A 25,022-nucleotide genomic window follows, 5' to 3' on the forward strand; every position below is an offset into this window, starting at 1 on the left:
AGCAACACTCTAAATGTTAAGACGTGAGCTTCCAAGCATTGACGTCACCGACTGGCTTAGGCCACATTGAGCGCCGCTCTAAAAGTTCCGCCAGCCCCCGCAGGGAGTCCTCATGCCGATAGAACAGCGCGGAGTCGACACCATCCCCGAGGCCGAACGCACCAGCGGCCCCCGTGACCTCATCTCGATCCTGCTCGGTTCCAACCTCTGCCTGGGGGTGATCGTCTTCGGCTGGCTGCCGGTCTCCTTCGGCCTCGGCTTCTGGGCCTCGGTCACCTCCGTCGTCGCCGGCACCCTCGTCGGAGTCGCCGTCACCGCCCCGCTGGCGCTCATTTCGCTCCGCACCGCGACCAACCTCTCCACCTCCTCCGGAGCCTTCTTCGGCGTCCGCGGCCGACTGGTCGGCTCGGTGGTCGGCCTGCTGCTCTCCCTGGGCTACACCGCCCTGACCCTCTGGATCGGCGGCGACGTCATGGTGGGCACCCTGGCGCGCCTGGTCGGACTGCCGACCGGCGGCGCCGTCCACACGCTCGTCTACGCGTTCCTCGCCGCCTGCACCGTGGTCGGCGCGGTGTACGGCTACCGACTGCTGCTCCGGCTCAGCAAGGCACTCGCCATCGGCATGACGGTGCTCCTCGCCATCGGCCTGGTCGCCTACGCAGGGGACTTCACCACGGCGGCGGTGCCGGAGACCCCGTACCTGCTGGACTCATTCTGGCCGACCTGGCTGCTCTCGGCGGTGGCCGCGGGCCTCAGCGGGCCGGTCGCCTTCATCACCCTGCTCGGCGACTACACCCGCTACATCTCCCCGGAACGGCACGCCCCCCGAACCGTGTGGCGGGCCACCTGTCTGGGCCTGGTCGTGGGCCTGCTCGTCCCGCAGCTCTTCGGCACCTTCACCGCCCTGGCGGCCCGCGGCGGCCTCGACTACGCGGGCCCGCTCGTGGCCGCGTCCCCGGTCTGGTACCTCGTGCCGCTGCTGATCGCAGCCACCGCCGGCTCCGTCGGCAACGCCGGCCTGATGCTGTACTCCATGGGCCTGGACCTCGACGCGATCCTGCCGAAGGCCACCCGTGCGCGGGCCACCCTGGTGGTCGCCGCCGTGGCGACGGCCTTCGTCTTCCTCGGCCACTTCGCCTCGGACGCCCAGACGGCGATGACCTCGTTCGTCCTGCTGCTCACCGCGATCGGCACCCCGTGGGCGGTGATCACCCTGATCGGACACGCACGCTGCCGGGGCGCCTACGACCCCGAGGCGCTCCAGGTCTTCAACAACCGTTCCCGCGGCGGGATCTACTGGTTCTCGGCGGGCTGGCACCCGCGCGCCACCGCCTCCTGGGCCATCGGTGCACTGGTCGGGCTGGCCGCGGTGTCGACCCCGCTCTACGAAGGGCCGCTGCTCGCCCTGACCGGCGGGATCGACTGCAGCTTCGTGCTGTCGGGCATCGTCGGCGGAGTCCTGTACGCCGTCCTGACACCGAGCGGGGCCGGCGCGACGGCGGCGACGGTCGCGGAGCCCGTGGCCACGGCGGAGGAGCAGCGGGCCCCGGCCCGGGGCTGAACGTCCCCTCCCGGGGGCGCGGCCGGCCCCCGGACACGGGCAAGGGGCCTCTCGGAAGCCCGGGTCGCGAAGCGACCGGGATCCGGGAGGCCCCTTTGCGTCCGGCCTCCGCCGCCGCCGACACCGGGCGGCGGAGGCACGCGCCCTAGCCCAGTTCGTGCATCCAGCCGTGGACGTCCTCGGCCTTGCCCGTCTGGATGGCGAGCAGCGCCTCGCGCAGCTTCATCGTGACCTCGCCGGGCTCGCCGCCCGACTGCTGCCACTCGCCGCGGGCCGACTTGACGGTGCCGACCGGGGTGATGACGGCCGCGGTGCCGCAGGCGAAGACCTCGGTGAGGGTGCCGTTCTCGGTGTCGGCCTGCCACTGGTCGATGGAGACGCGGGCCTCCTCGGACTCGTAGCCGAGGTCCGCGGCGACCTTGAGGAGGGAGTCACGGGTGATGCCCGCGAGCAGCGAACCGGTGAGGGTCGGCGTGACGATCTTGTTGCCGTAGACGAAGTACAGGTTCATGCCGCCGAGTTCCTCGACCCACTTGTGCTCGACCGCGTCGAGGTAGCAGACCTGGTCACAGCCCTTGGCCGCCGCCTCGGCCTGCGCGAGCAGGGAGGCCGCGTAGTTGCCGCCGGTCTTGGCGTCGCCCACGCCGCCGGGGACGGCGCGGACGCGGTCCTCGGAGGCCCAGATGGAGACCGGCTTGACGCCGCCGGGGAAGTACGGGCCGGCGGGCGAGGCGATGACGACGAAGAGGTACTCGTTGGCCGGGCGGACGCCGAGGCCGACCTCGGTGGCGATCATGAACGGACGCAGGTAGAGCGAGTCCTCGCCGCCGTGCGCCGGAACCCACGCCTCGTCCTGCCGGACGAGAACGTCACAGGCCTCGACGAAGGTCTCGACCGGCAGCTCGGGCATGCCGAGGCGGTGGGCCGAGGCCTGGAAGCGGCGGCCGTTGGCATCGGGGCGGAAGGTGGCGACCGATCCGTCGGGGCGGCGGTAGGCCTTCAGGCCCTCGAAGATCTCCTGCGCGTAGTGCAGGACGTTCGTCGCCGGGTCCAGGGAGAGCGGGCCGTAGGGCACGAGCTGGGCGTCGTGCCATCCCCGGCCCTCGGTCCACCGGATGGTGACCATGTGGTCGGTGAAGTGGCGGCCGAATCCCGGGTTGGCCAGGATCGCCTCGCGCTCCGCGGCGGACAGCGGGCTGGAGGAGGGCTTGAGCTCGATCGTGGGCGTCGTCATGAGTGCGTGTCCTTCACCGGTTGTGTGGAGAGGACCGCGCGCGCGTACGCCGACGTCGGAGACTTCCGTCCCCGACGAAGCGGCGTCCGGGCATGCCCGTGTACCGCGGCCCCACGTTCGATTATCGCTCGCAGGGACCGGTGCGGGAAACGGGTGAACGCGGTCCGGGGTTCTGTGGAGTGCGTCCCGGGACCGCGTGGAGGACGGCCGCCGGGCGCTGGTGCGACCCGGCGGCTGCTGTCGTGTGTCAGTCGGCGCGGGTCAGCTCGCTACTCGCGCGGCGAGCGCGTCGCCGATCTGGCCCGTCGTGCGGGCCCGGTCGCCGCGCTCGGTGAGGTCGGCCGCGACGGCCGCCTCGACCCGGGCGGCCTCGGCCTCGTAGCCGAGGTGACGGAGCAGGAGGGCGACGGAGAGGACGGTGGCCGTGGGGTCGGCCTTGCCCTGGCCCGCGATGTCCGGCGCGGAGCCGTGCACCGGCTCGAACATCGAGGGGAACTCGCCGCTCGGGTTGATGTTGCCGGAAGCGGCGACGCCGATGCCGCCGGAGACGGCCGCGGCGAGGTCGGTGATGATGTCGCCGAAAAGGTTGTCGGTGACGATCACGTCGAAGCGGGCCGGGTCGGTGACGAGGAAGATCGTCGCGGCGTCGACGTGCAGGTAGTCGGTGGTGACCTCGGGGTACTCGGCGGCCACCTTGGCGAAGGTGTTCGTCCAGAGGTGACCGGCGAAGGTCAGCACGTTGTTCTTGTGGACCAGCGTCAGCTTCTTGCGCGGGCGGGCCTGGGCCCGGGCGAAGGCGTCCCGGACCACGCGCTCGACGCCGAAGGCGGTGTTGACCGAGACCTCGGTGGCGACCTCGTGCGGGGTGCCGGTGCGGATGGTGCCGCCGTTGCCCGTGTACGGCCCCTCGGTGCCCTCGCGGACCACCACGAAGTCGATCGCGGGCTGCCCGGCGAGCGGAGTGGCGACACCGGGGAGGAGCTTCGAGGGACGCAGGTTGACGTGGTGGTCGAAGGCGAAGCGGAGCTTCAGCAGGAAGCCCCGCTCCAGGACGCCGGAGGGGACCGACGGGTCGCCGATGGCACCCAACAGGATGGCGTCGTGCTTCTTGAGGGAGTCGAGGTCGGCGTCGGTGAGGGTCTCACCGGTGGCGTGGTAGCGCTTGGCGCCGAAGTCGTACTCCTGGGTCTCCAGCTTCACGTCCTGGGGAAGGACGGCCGCGAGGACCTTGAGGCCCTCGGCCACGACCTCCTGGCCGATGCCGTCGCCGGGAATGACTGCGAGATTGATGCTGTGAGACATGTCGGCACCCTACTCTTCGTCCCATCGTCTGACACGGCTTGTCCGCCATGTGGACGAAGCGCCATGTCGGGAACGGGTCAGCGGCCGGTGGAACCGCCGTTGTCGCGGCGGTCGAGGGCGCGCTGGAGGGCGGCGGCGGCGTTCTGCCGGGCCTCGTCACTGGGACGGTGGGCGGAGTGGCGGACGCGGCGGGCGGTCTGAGAGGCCATGGGGGATCGACTCCTTGAGATCAGTGGTGATCCGGGCGTGCGGAGATCAGTGGTGATCGAAGGTGCCGGAAGGGGCGGGGAGCGCCGTCGCAGGGGTTGCCTGCACGGGACGTCGCGCTCTCGACCGCCCTTCGCTCGATGGAGCGAGACGTTCGGCTTCTACAAAGCTAGGGCAGGCACCCTCATCTGTCTCCACAATTACTCGGACTTCCTACTATCTGAGACGGCGATCAGCCCACCCGCCCCCGCAGCTCGCGGATGAGCGCCCGCACGGCAAGGGATTTCGCCAGCTCGGGAGTGGTGACGTAGCCGACGGAGCGGGTCGGCCGTGCCGCGCCGAGATCGGTGACCTCCACCGAGGACGGCGCTCCGACCAGGGACAGTTCCGGCATCACGGCCATCCCGAAACCGCTGCTCACCATCGAGAGCACCGCCCCGTCGTCCTCGGCCTCCACCGTCGCCGCCGGCAGCCACTCCTGGGCGGCCCACCACTCCCGGGTGTACGAGGTGCAGTTCTCCGCCCAGTCGACCAGCGGCAGCGAGCGCGGAGCCGGGTGTCCGGCCGGATGGACGAGTGCGTACCCCTCGTCGAGGAGGACGCCCCCGACCAGTTCGGACGGCACCGGCGCACCGGTGCCGAGGGTCGCGATGCCGATGTCCGCCCGGCCGTCCAGGACTTCGCCCGCGGCGCCCGCCCCCACCTCCCGCACGATCCGGACCTCCGGCACGAGTTCGGGATGACGGGCCGCCAGTCGCTCCAGGGCGCCCGGCAGCAGATGGAGCGCCGCACTGCGGAAGGCGACGATCCGCAGCGGACCCGCGACGGCTTCGCCCCCGGCGCTGCGCACCTCCGCCCCCATCACCTCCAGCAGGCGCAGCACCCGTCGGGCGTGGGCCAGGGCCCGCTCGCCGGCAGCGGTGGGCACGGCGCCGTTCCGCCCGCGGTCGAAGAGGACGGCCCCGAGCTTGCGCTCGCTCGTCCGCACCGAACGGGAGACGGCGGACTGGGTCATGTCGAGGGCGACGGCGGCGGCCGAGAAGCCGCCCGTGCGGCCGACGGCAACGAGGACCCGCAGTTCGCGCGGCGCGAGATCGGTCATGGAGGACTCCCCACCTGGAGGTATGAGCAACTTTCATGGAACGGTCGGTTCCATGAAAGCAAGCCCCTGCCCGACCGCCGGATTCCTCCCTACGGTCTGCGGCATGACGAACGACACCATGATCACCGTCCAGCAGACCGCCCGGCCCACCGGCTTCCCCACCCCGGCCCAGTTCGCCTTCGTCGAGTCGCCGGTGCCGTCCCCGGAACCGGGCACCGCGCTCGTCGAGAACCTGCAGTGGTCCGTGGACCCGTACCACCGCGAGGCGATGGACGGCGATGAACTGTGGACCCTGAACTCCCCCATGGAGGGCCGCACCCTGGGGCGGGTGCTGGACTCCCGCGACCCGGCGCTGCGCCCCGGGGACCTCGTGCTGCACCGCAAGGGCTGGCGCACCCACGCCCTGGTCGAACCCGGCGGGACGCGCCCGGTCCCGGACTTCGGCCCCGGGGTGCCGCTCGCCGCGCATCTGAGCCTGCTGGGCGGTACGGGCCTGTCGGCCTATGTGGGCCTGACCCGGATCGCACGGCTCCAGCCCGGCGAGGACCTCTTCGTGTCGGCGGCCGCGGGCGGGGTGGGCACGGCGGCGGGGCGGCTGGCCCGCCTGCTCGGCGCGGGCCGACTGGTCGGCAGCGCGGGCTCGGCCGACAAGGTGACGCACCTGACGGAGGAGGTGGGCTTCGACGCGGCCTTCGACTACCACGAGGGGCCGGTGACGGAGCTGCTGGCGAAGGCCGCACCGGAGGGGCTCGACGCGGCCCTCGACGGGGTGGGCGGCGGGCACCTGGAGGCCGCGATCGCCTCGCTGCGCGAGTACGGCCGGATCGCCTGGGTCGGCGCGGTGGGTCAGTACCACTCGCCATCCGCTCCCCCGCCGGCCCCGCGGAACCTCTTCGACCTGGTCGGCAAGAGCATCCGGCTCGAAGGCTTCCTGGTCCGCAATCACATGGACGCCCTGGAGGAGTTGTACGACCTCGCCGTCCCGCACCTGCGGAGCGGGGCGCTGCCGCTGGACGTGACGGTGGTGGAGGGCTTCGAGCACATCGTGGACGCCTTCCTGGGGATGCTGCGCGGGGAGAACCTCGGAAAGATGCTGGTAGCCGCCTGAGCGTCCCTTGCGGGCGATTCGCGCACCCTCACCGCTACCTAGATTGCTTTCCTATCTAGCTAGTGATGAGATGCACGCATGGCCGCAGACCGCAGACCCAGCTGGCTCAAGGGCGTCCTCGACCTGCTCGTCCTCTCCTGCCTGACCGACGGCGAGAGCTACGGGTACGAGATCGCGAAGGCGCTCGCCGGTGCGGGTCTGGGCGAGATCAAGGGCGGGACGCTGTATCCCGTACTGAACCGCCTGGAGCAGGCCGGCCTGGTGGAGGCCGAGTTCCGCGCCGCCGAGCGCGGCCCCGGACGCCGCTACTACCGGTTGACCGCGCCGGGCCGGACCCATCTGGCGGCCGAGAGCGAGGCCTGGACGGAGTTCCACCGGGCCGTACGAGCGCAACTGCACGCAGGGGGAACCGCACCATGACCACCGACGCCTACTTCTCCGAGCTGGCGGGCGCACTGCGCGCCGCCGGCGTACCGGAGGCGCAGACCTCCTCGACCGTCGAGGAACTGCGGGTACACCTCGCGGAGACCGGCACCGCCCCGGAGGAGGAGTTCGGGCCGGCCGCGTCCTTCGCGGCCCGACTCGGCGGGCTCGCGCCGGAGCCCGACGAACCGGACGACCGGGCCGAGTCCTGGACCTGGACCGCCGACCTCTTCAACGACCGCAGGATGTTGGCCGTGCACGGCGCCCAGGGCTGGGAGGTGGAGTCGCTCGACGCGCTCGGCCGCTTCGTCTGCCGCCGGGCGCCCGGCGTGGCCCTCACCTGGGAGTACCGTCGCGAGGTGCTCAAGGGCACAGGGCGCACCCGACTGTTGGGCGAACTGGAGCCGGAAGGCTGGGAGTTGTGCGGGGAGTGGCTGACGTACGGCTACTTCAAGCGCCCGCGGGCCGCGAGCGCCGGGCCGGCCGGGAACCTGGCGAGCCCACCCGCACGTCCGCACGGATGGCTGTTCCTCAGCCGGCGGGGCAAGGTCGCGCTCGCGATCTGGGCGGTGGCGGCGCTCGCACTGCTCGGAGCGTCACTGACGGGGCTCGGGCTGCCGGGGTACGCGATCGCGCTCTTCGGGGTGGGCTGGGCGGCCTCCGCCACGTACACGGCGAGACTGGAGACCGGCAAGGGGTACGCGCAACAGGGACGCCGACGCCCCTGAGGCCACGTCACATCACGTCGCCGTCCCGCCAGTCGAAGACCAGCGGGACGGCGGGGTCGGGCAGGGGCCGGCCGGCGGCCGGGCGCAGCAGCACGTACCCCTCGTCCTCGGCGAGGCGGACGATCCCGTCCGGCCCGAGGGCTTCGAGGCGCCCCTCCCAGACCTGCCAGCCGCGGGTCCGGTAGAGCGCGGCCCCGTCGTCCGAGGCGCCGAGCGCCCCGAAGGCGTAGGCCCCGTCGATCGCCCGCTCCAGCTCGGCCATCACGGCACCGCCGAGCCCCCGCCGCCTGAGGTCGCCGCGGACGGCGACCCCTTCGACGTATCCGACCCGGTGCGAGCGGCCCCGGTGGAGCGCCCGACGCTGCACCAGGGCGCCGTGGGCGGCGACGCCCCGCTCGTCCTCGACCCAGGCGTGGAGGCCGCCGAGGGTGTGGTCCCAGTCCTCGTCGGAGAAGTCGCCCTCGAAGGCGGCGTCGAGCATCCTGCGCACGGAGCGGAGCAGGGTGGCGCCGAGCTCATGGGTGGGTGCGGTCCTGACCGTCATGACACCACCCTGCCACGGACAACTAACCCCTGAAAAGCCATTGACAGGTTAAACCTCCACCCCCTTGACTCTCTCTGTAACCATTCAACGCATCTTGAGAGGTTAGAACGATGCTCGTGCTGCCGATCCACCACCGCACCGTCACCGTCCGGGGACACGAGATCGCCTACCGCGAGGCCGGCCCGGTCGACGCACCGGCCCTTCTGCTCCTGCACGGCTTCCCCACCAGCTCGCGCATGTTCCGCGACCTGATGCCGCTGCTCGCCGACCGGTACCGCCTGGTCGCCCCCGACCACCTGGGCTTCGGTCGCAGCGCAGCCCCCTCGGCCGCCGCATTCGACTACACCTTCGCCGAACTCGCCGCGATCACGGCGGAGTTCACCGAGACCGTCGGACTGGACCGGTTCGCCCTCTACATCCAGGACTACGGCGCGCCCCTCGGCCTCCGCCTCGCACTCGCCCACCCCGACCGGATCACCGCGATCGTCAGCCAGAACGGCAACGCCTACGAGGAGGGGCTCGGCGCCGAGGCCTGGGCCCCGGTCCTCGCCCTCGTCCGGGAACGCACCCCCGAGACCGAGAAGCCGGTCCGCGCCCTCCGCTCCCCCGCCGGCATCAGACGGCAGTACGAGACGGGCGTCCCCGCCGCGTACCGGGACCTGCTCGACCCGGACGCCTGGCACCACGACGCCGCCCTGATGGCCCGCGAGGGCCAGGACGCCGTCCAACTGGACCTGATCGCCGACTACGGCTCCAACCTCACGCTCTACCCCGCCTTCCAGGAGTACTTCCGCACGTCCCGGGTCCCGCTCCTCGCCGTCTGGGGAGAGGGCGACCGGGTCTTCGTGCCGGCGGGCGCCGAAGCCTTCCGCCGCGACCTCCCGGACGCCGAGGTCCACCTCCTGCCGACCGGCCACTTCGCCCTGGAGACCCATGCGCCGACGATCGCCGCGCTCATCGACGACTTCCTGGGGCGCCGTGTGGTCCGGGGGGAATGAGAACCGCCCCCGTCCTCGATTGGGGGACCGAGGAGGGGGGCGGTGATCAGGGGGAGCTACGGCATCAGCCCATGTGCGGGTAGCCGTACTCGGTCGGCGGGACCAGCGTCTCCTTGATGGCGCGGGTCAGCGTCCAGCGCATCAGGTTCTGCGGGGCGCCCGCCTTGTCGTTCGTGCCCGAGGCACGGCCGCCGCCGAAGGGCTGCTGGCCGACGACGGCGCCGGTCGACTTGTCGTTGATGTAGAAGTTGCCCGCGGCGAAGCGGAGCTTCTCCATCGTGTACGCGGCGGCGGCGCGGTCACCGGAGATGACCGAGCCGGTCAGGGCGTAGTCGGAGACCGACTCCATCTGGGTCAGCATGGCGTCGTACTGGTCGTCCTCGTAGACGTGGACCGCGAGGATCGGGCCGAAGTACTCGGCCTTGAAGACCTCGTTCTCCGGGTCGGTGCACTCGATGACGGTCGGACGGACGAAGTAGCCCACCGAGTCGTCGTAGCTGCCGCCGGCGATGATCGTGCAGCTCGGGTCGGCTGCGGCACGGTCGATCGCCGCCTTGTTCTTGGCGAACGAACGCTCGTCGATGACGGCACCGATGAAGTTCGACAGGTCGGTGACGTCACCCATGGCGATGCCGTCGACCTCGGCCGCGAACTCCTCCTTGAAACCGTCGTTCCAGAGGGAGGCGGGGATGTAGGCGCGCGAGGAAGCGGAGCACTTCTGGCCCTGGAACTCGAAGGAGCCACGGGTCAGCGCGGTCTTCAGGACGGCACGGTCGGCGCTGGGGTGGGCGACGACGAAGTCCTTGCCGCCGGTCTCGCCGACGATCCGCGGGTACGAGCGGTACTTCTCGATGTTGGTGCCGACCGTCTTCCACAGGTGCTGGAAGGTCTTGGTCGAGCCGGTGAAGTGGATGCCGGCCAGGTCGGGGTGGTTCAGGGCCACCTCGGAGACGGCGATGCCGTCGCCGGTCACCAGGTTGATGACGCCCTTCGGGAGGCCGGCCTCCTCCAGGAGCTCCATGAGGAGCACGGCGGAGTGCGTCTGCGTCGGGGACGGCTTCCACACCACGACGTTGCCCATCAGGGCGGGAGCGGTGGGCAGGTTGCCCGCGATGGCCGTGAAGTTGAACGGCGTGATCGCGTAGACGAAGCCTTCCAGCGGGCGGTGGTCCAGACGGTTCCAGACGCCCGGGGAGTTCGCCGGCGGCTGCTCCGCGAGGATCTGACGGGCGTACGCCACGTTGAAGCGCCAGAAGTCGACGAGCTCGCACGGGGTGTCGATCTCGGCCTGCTGGGCGGTCTTCGACTGGCCGAGCATGGTGGACGCGGCCAGCGTCTCGCGCCACGGACCGGCGAGCAGCTCGGCCGCGCGCAGGATGATCGCGGCACGGTCGTCGAAGGACATCGCGCGCCAGGCCGGAGCCGCGGCGAGGGCGGCGTCGATGGCGTCCTGGGCGTCCTGCTCGGTGGCGCCGCGGAAGGTGCCGATGACGGCCCGGTGGTTGTGCGGCTGGACGACCTCGAACTCCTCGCCGCCCCCGAGGCGCTTCACACCGCCGATGGTCATCGGCAGTTCGCGCGGGTTCTCGGCCAGCTCCTTGAGCTTGGTCTCGAGGCGGGCGCGCTCGGGGGAGCCGGGGGCGTAGCTGTGCACCGGCTCGTTGACCGGAGCGGGGACCTGGGTGACAGCGTCCATGAGTCGCGTAACTCCTTGTGAGAGGTGGGTTCAGCCCTTGGTGAGGACGGAGCGGACGAAGAAGAGGAGGTTGGCCGGCTTCTCCGCGAGGCGGCGCATGAAGTAGCCGTACCAGTCGGTGCCGTACGCGGTGTAGACGCGCATGCGGTGGCCCTCCGCGGCGAGGCGGTTCTGCTCCTCGCCGCGGATGCCGTACAGCATCTGGAACTCGTACTCGTCCAGCTTGCGCCCGGCGCGGCGGGCCAGCTCCTGGGCGATGGAGATCAGGCGCGGGTCATGCGACCCGATCATCGGGTAGCCCTCGCCGTCCATCAGGATCTTCATGATCCGGACGTACGCCTTGTCGATCTCGGCCTTGTCCTGGAAGGCGACGGAGGCGGGCTCCTTGTAGGCGCCCTTCACGATCCGGACCCGGGAGCCGTTCTCGGCGAGGCGGCGGGCGTCCTCCTCGGTGCGGAAGAGGTACGCCTGGATGACGCAGCCGGTCTGCGGGAAGTCCTTCCGGAGCTCCTCGTGGATGGTGAACATCGAATCGAGGGTGGTGTGGTCCTCGGCGTCCAGGGTGACGGTGGTGCCGATCTCGGCGGCAGCGGCCACGACCGGGCGCACGTTCGCGAGGGCCAGCTCGTGACCGTTCTCCAGCGACTGGCCGAACATCGACAGCTTGACGGACATCTCGGCGCGCTCGCCGAGGCCCAGCTCCTTGAGGCGGCCGATGAGCTCCAGGTAGGCGTCCCGGGCGGCGTACGACTGCTCGACGGTGGTGATGTCCTCACCGACGACGTCGAGGGTGACCTCCAGGCCCCGTCCGCTCAGCTCGGAGACGATCGGGACGACGTCGTCGACCGTCTCCCCGGCGATGAAGCGGGCGACGACCTGCTTGGTCCCGGGGGCGGCCGAAACGAGACGGCGCATCTTGTCGCTGCGCGACGCGGCGAGGATCACGGGACCCAGCACGGGGCACCTCCAAAGGGCAAAGGTAGGACGGGGCCGTACCCGGATCAAGGGAACGAAACGGGAACGGCACGGGGAACCACCGTGAAACCTATGGATCGCTCCGATCGTCCGCCATCTACAGCTGTCACGCATCCGTGGCCCACGCCTCATACAACTGTCTGAGGAACTCTCCGGCGGGTGCGAGAATGTGGCCGTGAAGGGCGATTACCAGGAGCTGGTGGACGAGATCTCAGCGCTGCTCGGCGCCCCCGCGACACTGGAGAACCGCGACTTCGGGCTGATCGCCTTCGGAGCCCACGACAGCGACGACGACAGCGCCATGGACCCGGTCAGGACCCGGTCGATCCTCACCCGCAAGTCCTCCCCCGCGGTCCGCGCCTGGTTCGAGGGCTTCGGCATCACCCGGGCCACCGGCCCGGTCCGCATCCCCGCCTCCCCGGACGCCGGCGTCTTCCGGGACCGGATCTGTCTGCCCGTACGCCATCGGGGTGTCGTCCTGGGATACGTGTGGCTGCTCGATGCCGAGCCGGGACCCTCGCACGCCCGACTCACCGCGGCGATGGAGGTCGCCACCCGCATCGGCGACCTCCTCGCCGACGAGGAGCGGGCGGGCGCTGACCTCTCCCGGGAACTGCGGGCCGCCCTGACCGCGGAGCGCGGCTGGCAGTACGACATGGCCGTCACCGCCCTGCGCACCGCGCTCGGCACGGATGCGGAGGGACTCCACGCGGTGATGTGCCGAGCCCCGTGGCCCGACGAGGACGCCCCGTCCCCGCGTGCGGTCCCCGGCGCCGCCGCCCTGTGCACCCTTCCGTGGCGCCCCCCGCCCCTCCCGCCCTCCGGCTCCCCGGGTACCGCGCCGCCGGAGGGCGGAGCGCCCCGCGCCCTCGCGGTTCTGGTGCGACTGCGATCGGCCGACAACCTGTCCCCCGTCACCACCGCGACGGCCCGGCTGGGCGACCCCACGGCCCCCGCGGCCGTCACGGGCGTGGCCACTCCCCGGCGGGGCCTGGCGGACCTGGACGCCTCTTGGCGCGAGGCCACTGCGGCGGCCCGCGCGGCAACCGCACGGCCCCTGCTCGGTCCGGTCGCGGATTGGTCGGCGATCGGCCCGTACCGGCTGCTCACCGCCCTGCCCCCGGCCGAACCGGACCCTGCGGTGCGCGCCCTGCTCGCCCCGACCCACGCCGAACTGGCCCGCACCGCCGAGGCGTTCCTCGACCACGCGGGCCAGGCGGGCCGCACCGCGGCGGCCCTGGGCATCCATCGGCAGACCCTCTACTACCGCCTCTCCCGGGTCGAGCAGCTCACCGGCCTCGACCTGGACTCGGGCGAGGACCGGCTCCTCCTCCACATGGCGCTCAAGGCGGCCCGGCTGTGAATCCGCCCGGTGCACGGTGACGACCGGGCCGCAGCAGTACGGCTGCGGCAACCCGCCCCCGCGTGCGCCCCACCGCGCACGGCCACGACTGCGGGGGCTCCACCGGCCTTTCCTACGGGCCCTCCATCAGGACCCTGAGGCCCTCGGTGAGGTCGTCCGCGCTCGGCGCGGTCTCCGGGTCCACCATCCACTGGATCATGACGCCGGTCGCCAGGGCCTGGCAGAGCAGCCCGGCCGCCCGCGCCTCCTCCGGATGCGCCTCCGGGTCGATGCCGAGGAAGCCCTCGGCCATTCCGAGCCGTCCCTCCCGCTGCGGCTCCTTGATCGCCTCCCGCAGCTTCTCGTCGTCGTCGAGCCGGGTGACGATCTCGGTCTGCAGCTTCCAGAGCGGGCGGCTCGCCCCGGCGGCAGCGATGACCTGCTCCCAGACGGCGTGGAACCGCCGGTAGGGGTCGGCCGGGAGTTCCCGCTTCTCCTCACCGGAGCCCGCCGCCCCGGCCCGGCCGCCCCACTCTTCGGTGAGGGCCAGGAAGGCCTGCTGGAGCAGGGCGTCCTTGGAGCCGTAGTGGTAACCGATGGAGGCGAGGTTGGTGCCCGAGGCGGCGACGACGTCACGCGCCGTGGTGCGCCCGTACCCCTTCTCCAGGAGGCAGCGCTTGGCGCCTTCGAGGAGGTCTTCCTTGTGTCCCATGACAGCACCGTACCCGGCCGCTAGACATTCGTGTAAGACGATCGTCTGGCAACCGGGTACGAGGGGGACGACCCCGTGTCAGATGAGGTTGACCGAGCGGGCGGAGGTGGCGCCGATCTCCGAGGCGATCTCCGCGAGCACCGGAGCCGGGAGGGCGTCGTCCACGGTGAGCACGACGAGCGCCTCACCGCCCTCCTCCACGCGGGAGACCTGCATGCCGGCGATGTTCAGGCCCGCCTCGCCGAGGATCCGACCGACGGTGCCGACGACGCCCGGGCGGTCCTCGTAGCGCAGCACGACCATGTGGTCGGCGAGCGCCAGGTCCACGTCGTAGTCGCCGACGGCAACGATCTTCTGGAGGTGCTTGGGGCCGGCGAGCGTGCCGGAGACCGCGACCTCCTCGCCGTTCGCCAAGGTGCCGCGCACGGTGACGACGTTGCGGTGGTCAGGCGACTCGGAGCTGGTCGTCAGGCGGACCTCGACACCGCGCTCCTGCGCGAACAGCGGGGCGTTGACGTACGACACGGTCTCGTCGACCACGTCCTCGAACACGCCCTTGAGCGCGGAGAGTTCGAGCACCTTCACATCGTGCTGGGTGATCTCGCCGTAGACCTCGACGTCGAGCCGGGCCGCGACCTCGCCGGCGAGCGCGGTGAAGATCCGGCCGAGCTTCTCGGCGAGCGGCAGACCGGGCTTCACGTCCTCGGCGATGACGCCGCCCTGGACGTTGACCGCGTCCGGAACCAGCTCGCCCGCGAGCGCCAGGCGCACCGACTTGGCGACCGCGATGCCGGCCTTCTCCTGGGCCTCGTCCGTGGAGGCGCCGAGGTGCGGGGTGCAGACGACCTGGTCCAGCTCGAAGAGCGGGGAGTCCGTGCAGGGTTCCTTGGCGTACACGTCGAGGCCGGCGCCGGCGACGCGGCCCTCCTTGAGCGCCGAGTACAGCGCCGCCTCGTCCACGATTCCGCCACGCGCGGCGTTGACGATGCGGACGCCCGGCTTGACCTTGTGCAGCGCCTCGTCACCGATGAGACCGATGGTCTCCGGGGTCTTCGGCAGGTGGACGGTGATGAAGTCGGCGACTTCGAGCAGCTCCTCCAGGGCCAGGAGCTTCACACCCATCTGGGCGGCGCGGGCCGGCTGGACGTAGGGGTCGTACGCGACGACCTTCATCCCGAAGGCGGACATCCGCTGGGCCACGAGAACGCCGATGCGACCGAGGCCGACCACGCCGAGGGTCTTCTCGCTGAGCTCGACGCCCGTGTACTTCGAGCGCTTCCACTCGCCGTTCTTCAGCGCGGTGTTGGCCTGGGGGATGTTGCGCGCGGTGGCGACGAGCAGACCGCACGCGAGCTCGGCCGCGGTGACGATGTTCGAGGTGGGGGCGTTGACGACCATCACGCCGGCCTTGGTGGCGGCGGAGACGTCGACGTTGTCCAGACCGACGCCGGCACGGGCGACGACCCGAAGCTTCCGGGCGGCGGCGATGGCCTCGGCGTCGACCTTGGTCGCGGAACGGACCAGGATCGCGTCCACATCGGCGATGGCGGGGATCAACTCGGCCCGATCGGCGCCGTTGCAGTGCCGGATCTCGAAGTCCGGTCCCAGGGCGTCGACGGTGGCGGGCGACAGCTCTTCAGCGATGAGTACGACGGGTTTCGAGCTCACGTGAGTCCTCACAGGTCCAGTGCGGACGGCCGTCCCGACGGCCGCAGGCGGTGGAGGGGCTTGCCGCGTGAAAGCGCACGACGCTGTGGGCCTGACGCGTATGTTGTTGAGAAGTGTAGTGGCGCATCGGCGCCGTGCATGCGCCTCGTTGGAAGGATCACCCGTCCGTGGTTGGACGGGCTGTCCAAGGATGGGGGAAGGGGCCGGACACACCGTCCGACCCCGCCCCCGAAGGCTTACGCCTCCTCGTCGTTCACCCAGCTCATGAGCTTGCGCAGCTCCTTGCCGGTGGTCTCCAGGAGGTGGTTGGAGTCCTGGGTCTTGTACTCGTTGTACTTCTTCAGACCGCCGTGGTACTCCGCCATCCACTCCTTGGCGAAGGTGCCGTCCTGGATCTCCGCCAGGACCTTCTTCATCTCGGCCTTGGTGGCGTCGGTGATGATCCGGGGGCCGGTGACGTAGTCGCCCCACTCGGCGGTCTCGGAAACCGACCAGCGCATCTTCTCCAGGCCGCCCTCGTACATGAGGTCGACGATGAGCTTCAGCTCGTGCAGGCACTCGAAGTAGGCGATCTCCGGCTGGTAGCCGGCCTCGGTCAGGGTCTCGAAGCCCGCCTTGACCAGGGCCGCGGTGCCACCGCAGAGGACGGCCTGCTCACCGAACAGGTCGGTCTCGGTCTCCTCGGTGAAGGTCGTCTTGATGACGCCGGCACGGGTGCCGCCGATGCCCTTGGCGTACGAGAGCGCCAGCGCGAAGGCGTTGCCCGTCGCGTCCTGCTCGACGGCGGCGATGCACGGAACGCCGCGGCCCTCCTCGTACTGACGGCGGACCAGGTGGCCCGGGCCCTTCGGGGCGACCAGGGCGACGTCGACGCCCTCGGGGACCTTGATGAAGCCGTAGCGGACGTTCAGGCCGTGGCCGAAGAAGAGCGCGTCGCCCTCCTTCAGGTTGTCCTTGATGGACTCCTCGTAGACCTGGGCCTGGATCGGGTCCGGGGTCAGGATCATGATGAGGTCGGCCTCGGCCGCGGCCTCGGCGACGGAGACGACGCGCAGGCCCTGCTCCTCGGCCTTGGCCTTCGACTTCGAACCCTCCTGCAGACCGACGCGGACGTCGACACCGGAGTCACGGAGCGACAGCGCGTGGGCGTGGCCCTGGCTGCCGTAACCGATCACCGCGACCTTGCGGCCCTGGATGATGGACAGGTCGGCGTCGTCGTCGTAGAACAGCTCGGCCACTGGGAATCTCCTTGAGGTGCTGGTGTTGCGTCCCACCGTACGGCGGGGAGCGGGAGGAAGGTTTTCGGGTCTCGTCAGTCGGACCGCCGGATGAACCGGCGGTTGACCTCCGAAGACTCTCAGGCGCTGCGGTCGAGGGCCCGCAGGGACCGGTCCGTGATGGACCGGGCGCCACGCCCTATGGCGATCGTGCCGGACTGCACGAGCTCCTTGATGCCGAACTGCTCCAGCATCTTGAGCATCGCGTCGAGCTTGTCACTCGAACCGGTGGCCTCGATGGTGACCGCCTCGGGCGAGACGTCCACGGTCTTGGCACGGAACAGCTGCACGATCTCGACGATCTGGGAGCGGGTCTCGTTGTCGGCGCGGACCTTCACCAGGACGAGCTCGCGCTGGATCGCAGCGCCGGGCTCGAGTTCGACGATCTTCAGGACGTTGACCAGCTTGTTGAGCTGCTTGGTGACCTGCTCCAGGGGCAGGTCCTCGACACTGACCACGATGGTGATGCGGGAGATGTCGGGGTGTTCGGTGACGCCGACGGCGAGCGAGTCGATGTTGAAGCCGCGGCGGGAGAACAGGGCGGCGATCCGGGCGAGGATGCCGGGCGTGTTCTCGACGAGAACGGAGAGCGTGTGCTTGGTGGACATGTCTGGGTCTCTTCCTCTATCGCTCTGCGCGCTCAGTCGTCTTCGCCGTCGCCGAAGTCGGGGCGGACGCCCCGCGCGGCCATGACCTCGTCGTTCGAGGTTCCGGCGGCGACCATCGGCCAGACCTGGGCGTCCTCGTGGACGATGAAGTCGATCACGACCGGGCGGTCGTTGATGGCATTGGCTTCGGCGATGACCTTGTCCAGGTCGGCCGGGTCCTCACAGCGCAGGGCGACACAGCCCATGGCCTCGGAGAGCTTGACGAAGTCGGGGACGCGGGTGCCCTTGTTCGCCTGGACGTCGTCCGGACCGGAGTGCAGGACGGTGTTGGAGTAGCGCTGGTTGTAGAAGAGGGTCTGCCACTGGCGGACCATGCCCAGGGCGCCGTTGTTGATGATGGCGACCTTGATCGGGATGTTGTTCAGGGCGCAGGTGGTGAGTTCCTGGTTGGTCATCTGGAAGCAGCCGTCACCGTCGATCGCCCAGACGGACCGGTCCGGCAGGCCGGCCTTCGCGCCCATCGCGGCGGGGACCGCGTATCCCATCGTCCCGGCACCGCCGGAGTTCAGCCAGGTCGCCGGCTGCTCGTAGTCGATGAAGTGGGCGGCCCACATCTGGTGCTGGCCGACGCCCGCCGCGAAGATCGTCCCCTCGGGGGCGAGCTGGCCGATGCGCTGGATGACCTGCTGCGGCGAGAGGCTGCCGTCCTCCGGCAGGTCGTAGCCGAGCGGGTAGGTCTCGCGCCAGCGGCTCAGGTCGCTCCACCAGGCGCTGTAGTCGCCCTTGTTGCCCTCGCTGTGCTCCGCCTGGACGGCCTGGACCAGGTCGGCGATGACCTCGCGGGCGTCACCGACGATCGGGACGTCGGCCGTGCGGTTCTTGCCGATCTCGGCCGGGTCGATGTCCGCGTGGACGACCTTGGCGTACGGGGCGAAGCTGTCGAGCTTGCCGGTGACGCGGTCGTCGAAGCGGGCGCCGAGGGCGACGATCAGGTCGGCCTTCTGCAGCGCGGTGACGGCGGTGACCGCGCCGTGCATGCCGGGCATGCCGACGTGCAGCGGGTGGCTGTCGGGGAACGCTCCGAGCGCCATCAGGGTGGTGGTGACCGGGGCGCCGGTGAGCTCGGCGAGGATCTTCAGCTCCGCGGTGGCACCGGCCTTGATGACGCCGCCGCCGACGTAGAGGACGGGCCGCTTGGCCGCGGAGATCAGCTTGGCGGCCTCACGGATCTGCTTGGCGTGCGGCTTGGTCACCGGACGGTAGCCGGGCAGCTCGGTCTGCGGCGGCCAGCTGAAGGTGGTCTTCGCCTGGAGGGCGTCCTTGGCGATGTCGACCAGGACCGGGCCCGGACGGCCGGTGGAGGCGATGTGGAAGGCCTCGGCGATCGTCCGCGGGATGTCCTCGGCCTTGGTGACGAGGAAGTTGTGCTTGGTGATCGGCATCGTGATGCCGCAGATGTCCGCCTCCTGGAAGGCGTCCGTGCCGATCGCCTTCGAGGCGACCTGTCCGGTGATCGCGACGAGCGGGACCGAGTCCATGTGGGCGTCGGCGATCGGGGTGACCAGGTTGGTGGCGCCGGGTCCCGAGGTCGCCATGCAGACCCCGACCTTGCCGGTGGCCTGGGCGTAACCGGTGGCGGCGTGCCCCGCGCCCTGCTCGTGACGGACCAGGATGTGGCGCACCCGCTGCGAGTCCATCATCGGGTCGTAGGCCGGGAGGATCGCGCCGCCGGGGATGCCGAAGACGGTGTCGGCGCCCACTTCCTCGAGAGAACGGATGAGGGACTGCGCACCCGTGACGTGCTCGACGGTGGTAGCGGACTGCGCGCCGCTACGGGGCCGCGGCTGCGGATGGTGCCCGGTGGCCTGCTCGGTCATCAGCATCTCTTCTCGAAGCAGAGGGTTTTCGCGAGGGTTTGGTACGACTCGGGGGCGAGCCGGTGCAACAAAAAACCCCTCGTGCCGTGAGGCAAGCGAGGGGAGCGCGTCGGGTGCGTTTCAGGCGGACCTTCTCTGGGGGCCTGCCTCAGCCGACGCGCTTTCCAAGTACGAGAATTCGGGTGCGCATGGCACTGACCCTCCCTCTCCGCCCTCGTCACTGTCAAGTGGGTGGGACAGGCGTCTCACTATTTGAGCGGATCGAGGGATGGTTTCCGACACGGACGGAGACCGCCCCGGGCAGCGGATAGTCGTCCCGCACGAGGGCCCTGCGCAGCCGGTACTCGTCGAGCGGCCCGGAGAAGGCCATGCCCTGGGCGTGGCTGCAACCCATCGCGCGCAGGGCGATGACCTGCTCCGGCACGTCGACGCCCTCGGCGACGGTCCGCAGGCCGAGCTCACCGGCGATGCGGAGCACCCCTCGGGTGATCTTGCGGAGACGGGCCGACTCCACGACGCCCTCGACGAGGCCCCGGTCCAGCTTCAGTATGTCGACGGGGAGCCTCCGCAGGGCGTTGATCGCCATGTGTCCGCTGCCGAATCCGTCGAGTGCGATCCGGATGCCGAGTCGACGCAGGGCGACCAGGCGTTGTTCGAGTTCGTCGAGCGAGGTCCGGGGGTCGCTGTCGGCGAGTTCGACGATCAGCGAGCCGGAGGGCAGGCCGTGCCGGGTGAGGAGCGACTCGATCGAGCCGAGCGGCAGCGAGCGGTCCAGCAGGCGGCGGGCCGAGAGGCGGACGGCGACGGGCGTGCGGTGGCCGATTCCGGCCCGCTCGGCGGCCTGCTCAATGGCTTCTTCGAGGAGCCAGCGGCCGAGCTCGGCGGTGCGCTCGCCGTCGTCGGTGACGCGGAGGTACTCGGCGGGGGTGAACAGGATGCCCTGGGTGGACCGCCAGCGGGCCTGGGCGCTGACGGCGGCGATCCGGCCGGTGGCGAGGTCGACGACCGGCTGGTGGAGCAGGGCGAACTCGCCGTCGTGGAGGGCGGTGCGCAGCCGGGTCGCCAGCTCGGTCCGACGCACCACCTCGGCCTGCATCTGCGGGGCGTAGAGCTCGACGCGGTCCTTGCCCGCGGCCTTCGCCCGGTACATGGCCAGGTCGGCGTTGCGCAGCAGGGCCCCGGCCTCGATGCCGGGCTCGGCGAAGGCGACGCCGATCGAGGCGGCGACCCGGACCTCATTGCCCCCGTCCACGCGGTAGGGCTGGGAGAGGGTGAGCCGGAGGCGGTCGGCGATCTCCTGGACCTGCGTCTCGCGGGCGGCCTGGTCGCGGCTGCCGTCACCGAGGATGAGGGCGGCGAACTCGTCGCCGCCGAGTCGGGCCGCGGTGTCCCCGGCGCGCACGGAGTCGTGGAGGCGACGGGCGGCCTGGACGAGCAGGTCGTCGCCGGCTTGGTGTCCGAGCCGGTCGTTGACCCCTTTGAAGCCGTCGAGGTCGATGAAGAGCACGGCGGTGCCGGGGTCGGAGGAGCGGCGGCCTTCGAGGGCCTGCCGGACGCGTCGGGTGAAGAGGGCCCGGTTGGGCAGGTCGGTGAGCGGGTCGTGCTCGGCGTTGTGCTGCAACTGGGCTTGGAGGCGGACGCGTTCGGTGACGTCGCGACTGTTGAAGATCAGGCCGCCCTGGTGCCGGTTGACGGTCGACTCGACGTTGAGCCAGTCGCCGCGGCCCGAACGGAAGCGGCACTCGATCCGGGTGGTGGGCTCGGTGGCGGGCGAAACGGCCAGGAAGCGGCGCACCTCGTGGATGACGGCGCCGAGGTCCTCGGGGTGGATGAGGGTGGCGAGCTCGGAGCCGATGAGTTCGTCGGCGTCCCGTCCGTACACGCCGGAAGCGGCGGGGCTGACGTAGCGGAGCGTCCCGGTGGGGGCGGCGATCATGATGACGTCGCTCGATCCCTGCACGAGGGACCTGAAGTGGTTCTCCTTCTGGGCCAGTTCGTGGGTCAGGGCGATGTTGTCGAGGAGCATGATGCCCTGTCGCACGACGAGGGCGAGCACCACGGTGCAGCCGGTGAGGACGACGACGCGGTCGACCCGACGACCCTCGACGACGTTGTACAGGATGCCGAGGGTGCAGACGGCCGCGGCGAGGTACGGGGTGAGGGCGGCGAGCGAGCCGGCGACCGGGCGGCTGTGGAGCAAGGGGCCGCGCGCCGGGGTCACGTTGTCCGGGGGGCGGCGCACTCCCCAGGGCGCGTAGGCGAGGAGCAGCGAGCCGGCGAACCAGCCGGCGTCGAGCAGTTGACCGGAGGCGTAGTTCTCGCGGAGCAGCGGCGAGGTGAACAGGGCGTCGCACAGTACGGTCAGGGCGAGGGCGGCGATCGCGGTGTTCGTCGCCGAGCGGTTCGCCTGGGAGCGCCTGAAGTGCAGGACCAGGACCATGCTGACGAGCACGATGTCGAGCAGCGGGTACGCCAGCGACAGGGCGGCTTGCGCCACGGACTCGCCCTCGAAGTCCGCGGTGCGGGCCAGGGCGAGGCTCCAGGAGAGCGTGAGCAGGGAGCCGCCGATCAGCCAGGCGTCGAGTGCGAGGCAGACCCAACCGGCCCGGGTGACCGGCTTCTTGGCGAGGACGAGGAGGCCCACGATGGCGGGCGGGGCGAAGAGCAGGAAGAAGAGGTCCGCCGTGGAGGTGTCCGGCACGTCGACGCGGAGCACGACTTCGTACCAGCCCCACACGGCGTTTCCCGCAGCCGCCATGAACGAGGAGAAGGCGAAGAGCAGCCAGGCCGGTCGGTCGCTGCCGCGGTGGGCACGGCCGTAGAGGAAGCAGGAGACCGCAGCGGTGAGCGCGGCGGCGCTGAGGCCGAAGTCGCCCATGAAGAGCGCCAGTCGGGGAGAGCCCCAGCCGAGGGAGGCGCCGGTGGTGTAGCCCGCGCAGACGATCCCGAGGGCGATCTGGGCGGCTGCACCGCCGAGGCGCGGGCGCCCGGGGTCCGGGGTGCCGGGAGTGCCGCCGCTGCCGACGGCGGGGCGGGGGAGGACCGCCCCGGGCGCGCTCACCGCCCCCTCCGGCACCGGGCCGCCACAGCCGGCCGCCTCGTGCGACCGCGCCGTCGGTTCGTCGGCGGTCCCGGTGGCGCATCCGGGGCCGTCATGGGCGTCGCGGTCCCGCCCGGTGTGGTCGTGGGTGGTGTGGTCGCGCTCGGCGCCGCCCCGCGGCTCGTGCCCGGCGTCCGGCACGGCGGCGCGTGGTCCGCGGTGCGGGGCGGCCTGGTCCGGCACCGAGCAGGCGAGGTCGGTGGCGACGCGCGGAAGGTTCGGCGACGGCGGCGGCGTGTCGGATCGTCGATCCCTCGGCCGCACTCCACCCGTCGCCCCCCTCGGAATCTGATGTCCCGTCACTTTGCTCCCCGGCGTCAGCCCGTACTCGACGCAGTCCCCCGCCATCGGACGATACACCAGGACCGTCACTCAGGGACAGGGTGACGGTACTCTCCGTGACGAGCGGGGGATTCGTGCGCGGGCAAGGAGATGCACACCACCCGATCGGGCGAACGCGGGCCTGCGGTTCAGTCGGTGGTGAGGATGACGTTGACCAGTCCCTCGCCCGCCGCGAACCTCCGCAACTGTCCGGCGATCAGCCGCTTCGCCCTCGGCATGAAGGCCGAAGTGGAACCCCCCACATGAGGGCTGATCAGAACACCCGGAGCGTGCCACAAGGGGTGCCCGGCCGGCAGCGGTTCGGGGTCGGTGACGTCCAGGGCCGCCGTGATCCGGCCGCCCTCGACCTCCTTGAGCAGTGCCGACGTGTCGACGACCGGTCCCCGGGCGACGTTCACCAGGAGCGCGCCGTCCTTCATCCTGGCGAGGAACCCGGCGTCGGCGAGGTGCGTGGTCTCGGGCGTGAGCGGCGTGGAGAGCACGACCACGTCTGCTTCCGGAAGGAGTGCGGGCAGTTCCGTCAGGGCGTGCACCGGGCCGCGCCCTGTGGTGCGGGCGGAGCGTGCGACGCGCGCCACCCGCGCGCATTCAAAGGGGGCGAGCCGGTCCTCGATGGCGGAACCGATCGAGCCGTACCCCACGATCAGGACGGACTTGTCGGCGAGGGCCGGATAGAAACCGTCCCGCCATTCCTCGACGTCCTGGCCGCGCACGAAGCCGGGGATGCCGCGCAGGGAGGCGAGGACGAGGGCGAGCGCGAGCTCCGCGGTGCTGGCCTCGTGGACGCCCTTGGCGTTGCAGAGGGAGACCCCCGGCGGCAACAGGCCGACGCCCGGCGTGACGTGGTCGATGCCGGCGGACATCGTCTGCACGACACGGACCGAGGTCATGGCGCCCAGCGGCCGTACGGCGATCTCCGAGCCCTTCATGTACGGGACGACGTAGAACGCACAGCGCGCCGGGTCGGCGGGGAACTCGGGACCGCCGTCCCAGAAGAGGTAGTTGAGGCCCGACTCCCCCGGTGCGGGGAGCCCCTCGATTTCGTCCGCCGGAACGGGAAGCCACACGTCAGCGGTCGTGTCTTCGAATCTCATGACCGGGAGGCTATGCGATGAACCCCTCGCTCCATTGGTTAGTTTGGGGGACGGCACAGGGAGGGGTACCGGCAGGTGGAGCGCAGGAGTATCGGGGCGACGGCGCTCGACGTGGGGGCGATCGGCTTGGGCTGCATGCCGATGAGTTGGGCCTACAGCCGCTCGCAGCAGCGGGGGGACCGCTCGCTGCGGACCGTGCACGCGGCGCTGGACGCCGGGGTGAACCTGCTCGACACCGCCGACATGTACGGGCCGTTCACCAATGAGCTGCTGGTGGGAAGGGCGTTGAAGGAGCGTCGGTCCGAGGCCTTCGTCTCGACGAAGTGCGGACTGCTCGTCGGCGACCAGCACGTGGTCGCCAACGGCAGGCCGGGCTATGTGCGTCGGGCCTGCGACGCCTCGCTGCGACGGCTCCAGACCGATGTGATCGACCTGTACCAGTTGCACCGGGCCGATCCCGAGGTGCCGGTCGAGGAGACCTGGGGCGCCATGGCCGAGCTGGTGTCGGCGGGCAAGGTGCGGGCCCTCGGGCTGTGCGCGGTCGGCGCCCGCTCGACCCGTCGGGGGGCGGCGGGCGGCGGCTACGAGGGAACGATCCGCCAACTGGAACGGATCCAGCAGGTCTTCCCGGTGGCGGCGGTGGAGGCGGAGCTGTCGGTGTGGTCGCAGGAGGCCCTGGTGCGCCTGCTGCCCTGGTGCACGACCCGGGGCATCGGGTTCCTGGCGGCGATGCCCCTGGGGAACGGCTTCCTGACCGGAACCCTGACCCCGGGCGGCGGCTTCGAGCCGGATGACCCGAGGGCCCGGCACCCCCGCTTCACCGCCGAGATGATGGCGGCGAACCAACCGCTGGTGGCGGGGCTGCGCCGGGTGGCCGCCCGGCACGGCGCCGGGGTCACCCCGGCGCAGGTGGCGCTCGCCTGGACGCTCGGCCTCGGACGGCACGTCGTGCCGGTGCCGGGGACGAAGCGGGAACGGTGGGCGGTGGAGAACGCCGGGGCGTCCTCGCTGCGGCTCACCGCGGAGGACCTGGCGGAGATCGCGGCGCTTCCGGCGCCCCGGAGGTCCTGGGACTGAGGCGACCCGCCGGGCGGCGGGAACCCCCGTGGGTCCCGCGGTGTTCT

Annotated in this window: 21 protein-coding genes; 7 read left to right on the forward strand and 14 right to left on the reverse strand. The window is 71.1% G+C overall.

Going from position 1 to position 25,022, the window contains the following annotated elements:
* Positions 1 to 112: 112 nt before the first annotated feature.
* Complete coding sequence (locus ACFW2Y_RS11100; RefSeq protein ID WP_384876485.1) at positions 113 to 1,561, forward strand: cytosine permease; 1,449 nt, start codon at positions 113 to 115, stop codon at positions 1,559 to 1,561.
* Positions 1,562 to 1,706: 145 nt separating this feature from the next.
* Here ACFW2Y_RS11100 and ACFW2Y_RS11105 read toward each other — a convergent pair whose 3' ends face one another.
* The 4 genes from ACFW2Y_RS11105 to ACFW2Y_RS11120 form a co-directional block, all read right to left on the reverse strand.
* Positions 1,707 to 2,795: a branched-chain amino acid aminotransferase gene (locus tag ACFW2Y_RS11105; protein ID WP_384876487.1), complete on the reverse strand. Its 1,089-nt coding sequence runs from the start codon at positions 2,793 to 2,795 to the stop codon at positions 1,707 to 1,709.
* Between the two features lie 261 nt (positions 2,796 to 3,056).
* Positions 3,057 to 4,097 carry a 3-isopropylmalate dehydrogenase gene (locus ACFW2Y_RS11110; RefSeq protein ID WP_384876489.1) on the reverse strand — a complete coding sequence of 347 codons (1,041 nt, stop codon included), beginning with the start codon at positions 4,095 to 4,097 and terminating at the stop codon, positions 3,057 to 3,059.
* 77 nt (positions 4,098 to 4,174) lie between these two features.
* Positions 4,175 to 4,306: a hypothetical protein gene (locus ACFW2Y_RS11115; protein ID WP_384876491.1), complete on the reverse strand. Its 132-nt coding sequence runs from the start codon at positions 4,304 to 4,306 to the stop codon at positions 4,175 to 4,177.
* A 230-nt stretch (positions 4,307 to 4,536) separates the two neighbouring features.
* Positions 4,537 to 5,406, reverse strand: a complete 870-nt coding sequence (locus tag ACFW2Y_RS11120; protein WP_384876493.1) for a LysR family transcriptional regulator — start codon at positions 5,404 to 5,406, stop codon at positions 4,537 to 4,539.
* Between the two features lie 103 nt (positions 5,407 to 5,509).
* On the opposite strand from ACFW2Y_RS11120, the gene ACFW2Y_RS11125 reads away from it, so the two are divergent.
* From ACFW2Y_RS11125 to ACFW2Y_RS11135, 3 genes are all read left to right on the forward strand, one after another.
* Positions 5,510 to 6,514, forward strand: coding sequence for a zinc-binding dehydrogenase (locus tag ACFW2Y_RS11125; protein WP_384876495.1), 1,005 nt, complete (start codon positions 5,510 to 5,512; stop codon positions 6,512 to 6,514).
* Between the two features lie 78 nt (positions 6,515 to 6,592).
* Positions 6,593 to 6,934 carry a PadR family transcriptional regulator gene (locus ACFW2Y_RS11130; protein ID WP_384876497.1) on the forward strand — a complete coding sequence of 114 codons (342 nt, stop codon included), beginning with the start codon at positions 6,593 to 6,595 and terminating at the stop codon, positions 6,932 to 6,934.
* Positions 6,931 to 7,665 carry a hypothetical protein gene (locus ACFW2Y_RS11135; RefSeq protein WP_384876499.1) on the forward strand — a complete coding sequence of 245 codons (735 nt, stop codon included), beginning with the start codon at positions 6,931 to 6,933 and terminating at the stop codon, positions 7,663 to 7,665. Before ACFW2Y_RS11130 ends, ACFW2Y_RS11135 begins: the two co-directional genes overlap by 4 nt.
* Before the next feature lie 7 nt (positions 7,666 to 7,672).
* On the opposite strand, the gene ACFW2Y_RS11140 is transcribed toward ACFW2Y_RS11135, so the two are convergent.
* Positions 7,673 to 8,209, reverse strand: coding sequence for a GNAT family N-acetyltransferase (locus tag ACFW2Y_RS11140; protein ID WP_384876501.1), 537 nt, complete (start codon positions 8,207 to 8,209; stop codon positions 7,673 to 7,675).
* 110 nt (positions 8,210 to 8,319) lie between these two features.
* Between ACFW2Y_RS11140 and ACFW2Y_RS11145 the strand changes: the two genes are divergently transcribed.
* Positions 8,320 to 9,207, forward strand: coding sequence for an alpha/beta fold hydrolase (locus ACFW2Y_RS11145; RefSeq protein WP_384876503.1), 888 nt, complete (start codon positions 8,320 to 8,322; stop codon positions 9,205 to 9,207).
* A gap of 64 nt (positions 9,208 to 9,271) precedes the next feature.
* On the opposite strand, the gene pruA is transcribed toward ACFW2Y_RS11145, so the two are convergent.
* On the reverse strand, positions 9,272 to 10,903 hold the full coding sequence (gene pruA / locus ACFW2Y_RS11150) for an L-glutamate gamma-semialdehyde dehydrogenase (RefSeq protein ID WP_384876505.1): 1,632 nt from the start codon (positions 10,901 to 10,903) through the stop codon (positions 9,272 to 9,274).
* A 30-nt stretch (positions 10,904 to 10,933) separates the two neighbouring features.
* Complete coding sequence (locus ACFW2Y_RS11155) at positions 10,934 to 11,860, reverse strand: proline dehydrogenase family protein (protein WP_384876507.1); 927 nt, start codon at positions 11,858 to 11,860, stop codon at positions 10,934 to 10,936.
* Between the two features lie 193 nt (positions 11,861 to 12,053).
* Here ACFW2Y_RS11155 and ACFW2Y_RS11160 point away from each other — a divergent pair, with 193 nt between their 5' ends.
* Positions 12,054 to 13,241: a PucR family transcriptional regulator gene (locus ACFW2Y_RS11160; protein WP_384876509.1), complete on the forward strand. Its 1,188-nt coding sequence runs from the start codon at positions 12,054 to 12,056 to the stop codon at positions 13,239 to 13,241.
* A 112-nt stretch (positions 13,242 to 13,353) separates the two neighbouring features.
* Here the strand turns inward: ACFW2Y_RS11160 and ACFW2Y_RS11165 are convergent, their stop codons facing one another.
* From ACFW2Y_RS11165 to ACFW2Y_RS11195, 7 genes are all read right to left on the reverse strand, one after another.
* Positions 13,354 to 13,932, reverse strand: coding sequence for a TetR/AcrR family transcriptional regulator (locus tag ACFW2Y_RS11165; RefSeq protein ID WP_384876511.1), 579 nt, complete (start codon positions 13,930 to 13,932; stop codon positions 13,354 to 13,356).
* Positions 13,933 to 14,010: 78 nt separating this feature from the next.
* Positions 14,011 to 15,600: a phosphoglycerate dehydrogenase gene (gene serA / locus ACFW2Y_RS11170; protein ID WP_384876513.1), complete on the reverse strand. Its 1,590-nt coding sequence runs from the start codon at positions 15,598 to 15,600 to the stop codon at positions 14,011 to 14,013.
* A gap of 236 nt (positions 15,601 to 15,836) precedes the next feature.
* Positions 15,837 to 16,838: a ketol-acid reductoisomerase gene (gene ilvC / locus ACFW2Y_RS11175; protein ID WP_384876514.1), complete on the reverse strand. Its 1,002-nt coding sequence runs from the start codon at positions 16,836 to 16,838 to the stop codon at positions 15,837 to 15,839.
* A gap of 119 nt (positions 16,839 to 16,957) precedes the next feature.
* Positions 16,958 to 17,485 (reverse strand): acetolactate synthase small subunit, encoded by a 528-nt coding sequence (ilvN, locus tag ACFW2Y_RS11180; RefSeq protein ID WP_384876516.1) that lies wholly within the window; start codon positions 17,483 to 17,485, stop codon positions 16,958 to 16,960.
* Between the two features lie 32 nt (positions 17,486 to 17,517).
* Entirely contained in the window at positions 17,518 to 19,368 is a 1,851-nt protein-coding gene (locus tag ACFW2Y_RS11185; protein WP_384876518.1) for an acetolactate synthase large subunit, read from the reverse strand.
* Between the two features lie 217 nt (positions 19,369 to 19,585).
* On the reverse strand, positions 19,586 to 22,423 hold the full coding sequence (locus ACFW2Y_RS11190; protein WP_384876545.1) for a putative bifunctional diguanylate cyclase/phosphodiesterase: 2,838 nt from the start codon (positions 22,421 to 22,423) through the stop codon (positions 19,586 to 19,588).
* A 509-nt stretch (positions 22,424 to 22,932) separates the two neighbouring features.
* Positions 22,933 to 23,898, reverse strand: a complete 966-nt coding sequence (locus ACFW2Y_RS11195; protein WP_384876520.1) for a 2-hydroxyacid dehydrogenase — start codon at positions 23,896 to 23,898, stop codon at positions 22,933 to 22,935.
* Positions 23,899 to 23,973: 75 nt separating this feature from the next.
* Between ACFW2Y_RS11195 and ACFW2Y_RS11200 the strand changes: the two genes are divergently transcribed.
* Positions 23,974 to 24,975 carry an aldo/keto reductase gene (locus ACFW2Y_RS11200; protein WP_384876522.1) on the forward strand — a complete coding sequence of 334 codons (1,002 nt, stop codon included), beginning with the start codon at positions 23,974 to 23,976 and terminating at the stop codon, positions 24,973 to 24,975.
* Positions 24,976 to 25,022: the final 47 nt, after the last annotated feature.

The sequence above is a fragment of the Streptomyces sp. NPDC058877 genome (assembly GCF_042742855.1).
Classification (GTDB): domain Bacteria; phylum Actinomycetota; class Actinomycetes; order Streptomycetales; family Streptomycetaceae; genus Streptomyces.

Excerpts from the sequence above, each read along its gene's own strand:
- ACFW2Y_RS11100 (WP_384876485.1), top strand. The coding sequence starts at position 113 with ATGCCGATAGAACAGCGCGGAGTCGACACCATCCCCGAGGCCGAACGC.
- ACFW2Y_RS11105 (WP_384876487.1), bottom strand. The coding sequence starts at position 2,795 with ATGACGACGCCCACGATCGAGCTCAAGCCCTCCTCCAGCCCGCTGTCC.
- ACFW2Y_RS11110 (WP_384876489.1), bottom strand. The coding sequence starts at position 4,097 with ATGTCTCACAGCATCAATCTCGCAGTCATTCCCGGCGACGGCATCGGC.
- ACFW2Y_RS11115 (WP_384876491.1), bottom strand. The coding sequence starts at position 4,306 with ATGGCCTCTCAGACCGCCCGCCGCGTCCGCCACTCCGCCCACCGTCCC.
- ACFW2Y_RS11120 (WP_384876493.1), bottom strand. The coding sequence starts at position 5,406 with ATGACCGATCTCGCGCCGCGCGAACTGCGGGTCCTCGTTGCCGTCGGC.
- ACFW2Y_RS11125 (WP_384876495.1), top strand. The coding sequence starts at position 5,510 with ATGACGAACGACACCATGATCACCGTCCAGCAGACCGCCCGGCCCACC.
- ACFW2Y_RS11130 (WP_384876497.1), top strand. The coding sequence starts at position 6,593 with ATGGCCGCAGACCGCAGACCCAGCTGGCTCAAGGGCGTCCTCGACCTG.
- ACFW2Y_RS11135 (WP_384876499.1), top strand. The coding sequence starts at position 6,931 with ATGACCACCGACGCCTACTTCTCCGAGCTGGCGGGCGCACTGCGCGCC.
- ACFW2Y_RS11140 (WP_384876501.1), bottom strand. The coding sequence starts at position 8,209 with ATGACGGTCAGGACCGCACCCACCCATGAGCTCGGCGCCACCCTGCTC.
- ACFW2Y_RS11145 (WP_384876503.1), top strand. The coding sequence starts at position 8,320 with ATGCTCGTGCTGCCGATCCACCACCGCACCGTCACCGTCCGGGGACAC.
- pruA (WP_384876505.1), bottom strand. The coding sequence starts at position 10,903 with ATGGACGCTGTCACCCAGGTCCCCGCTCCGGTCAACGAGCCGGTGCAC.
- ACFW2Y_RS11165 (WP_384876511.1), bottom strand. The coding sequence starts at position 13,932 with ATGGGACACAAGGAAGACCTCCTCGAAGGCGCCAAGCGCTGCCTCCTG.
- ilvN (WP_384876516.1), bottom strand. The coding sequence starts at position 17,485 with ATGTCCACCAAGCACACGCTCTCCGTTCTCGTCGAGAACACGCCCGGC.
- ACFW2Y_RS11185 (WP_384876518.1), bottom strand. The coding sequence starts at position 19,368 with ATGCTGATGACCGAGCAGGCCACCGGGCACCATCCGCAGCCGCGGCCC.
- ACFW2Y_RS11195 (WP_384876520.1), bottom strand. The coding sequence starts at position 23,898 with ATGAGATTCGAAGACACGACCGCTGACGTGTGGCTTCCCGTTCCGGCG.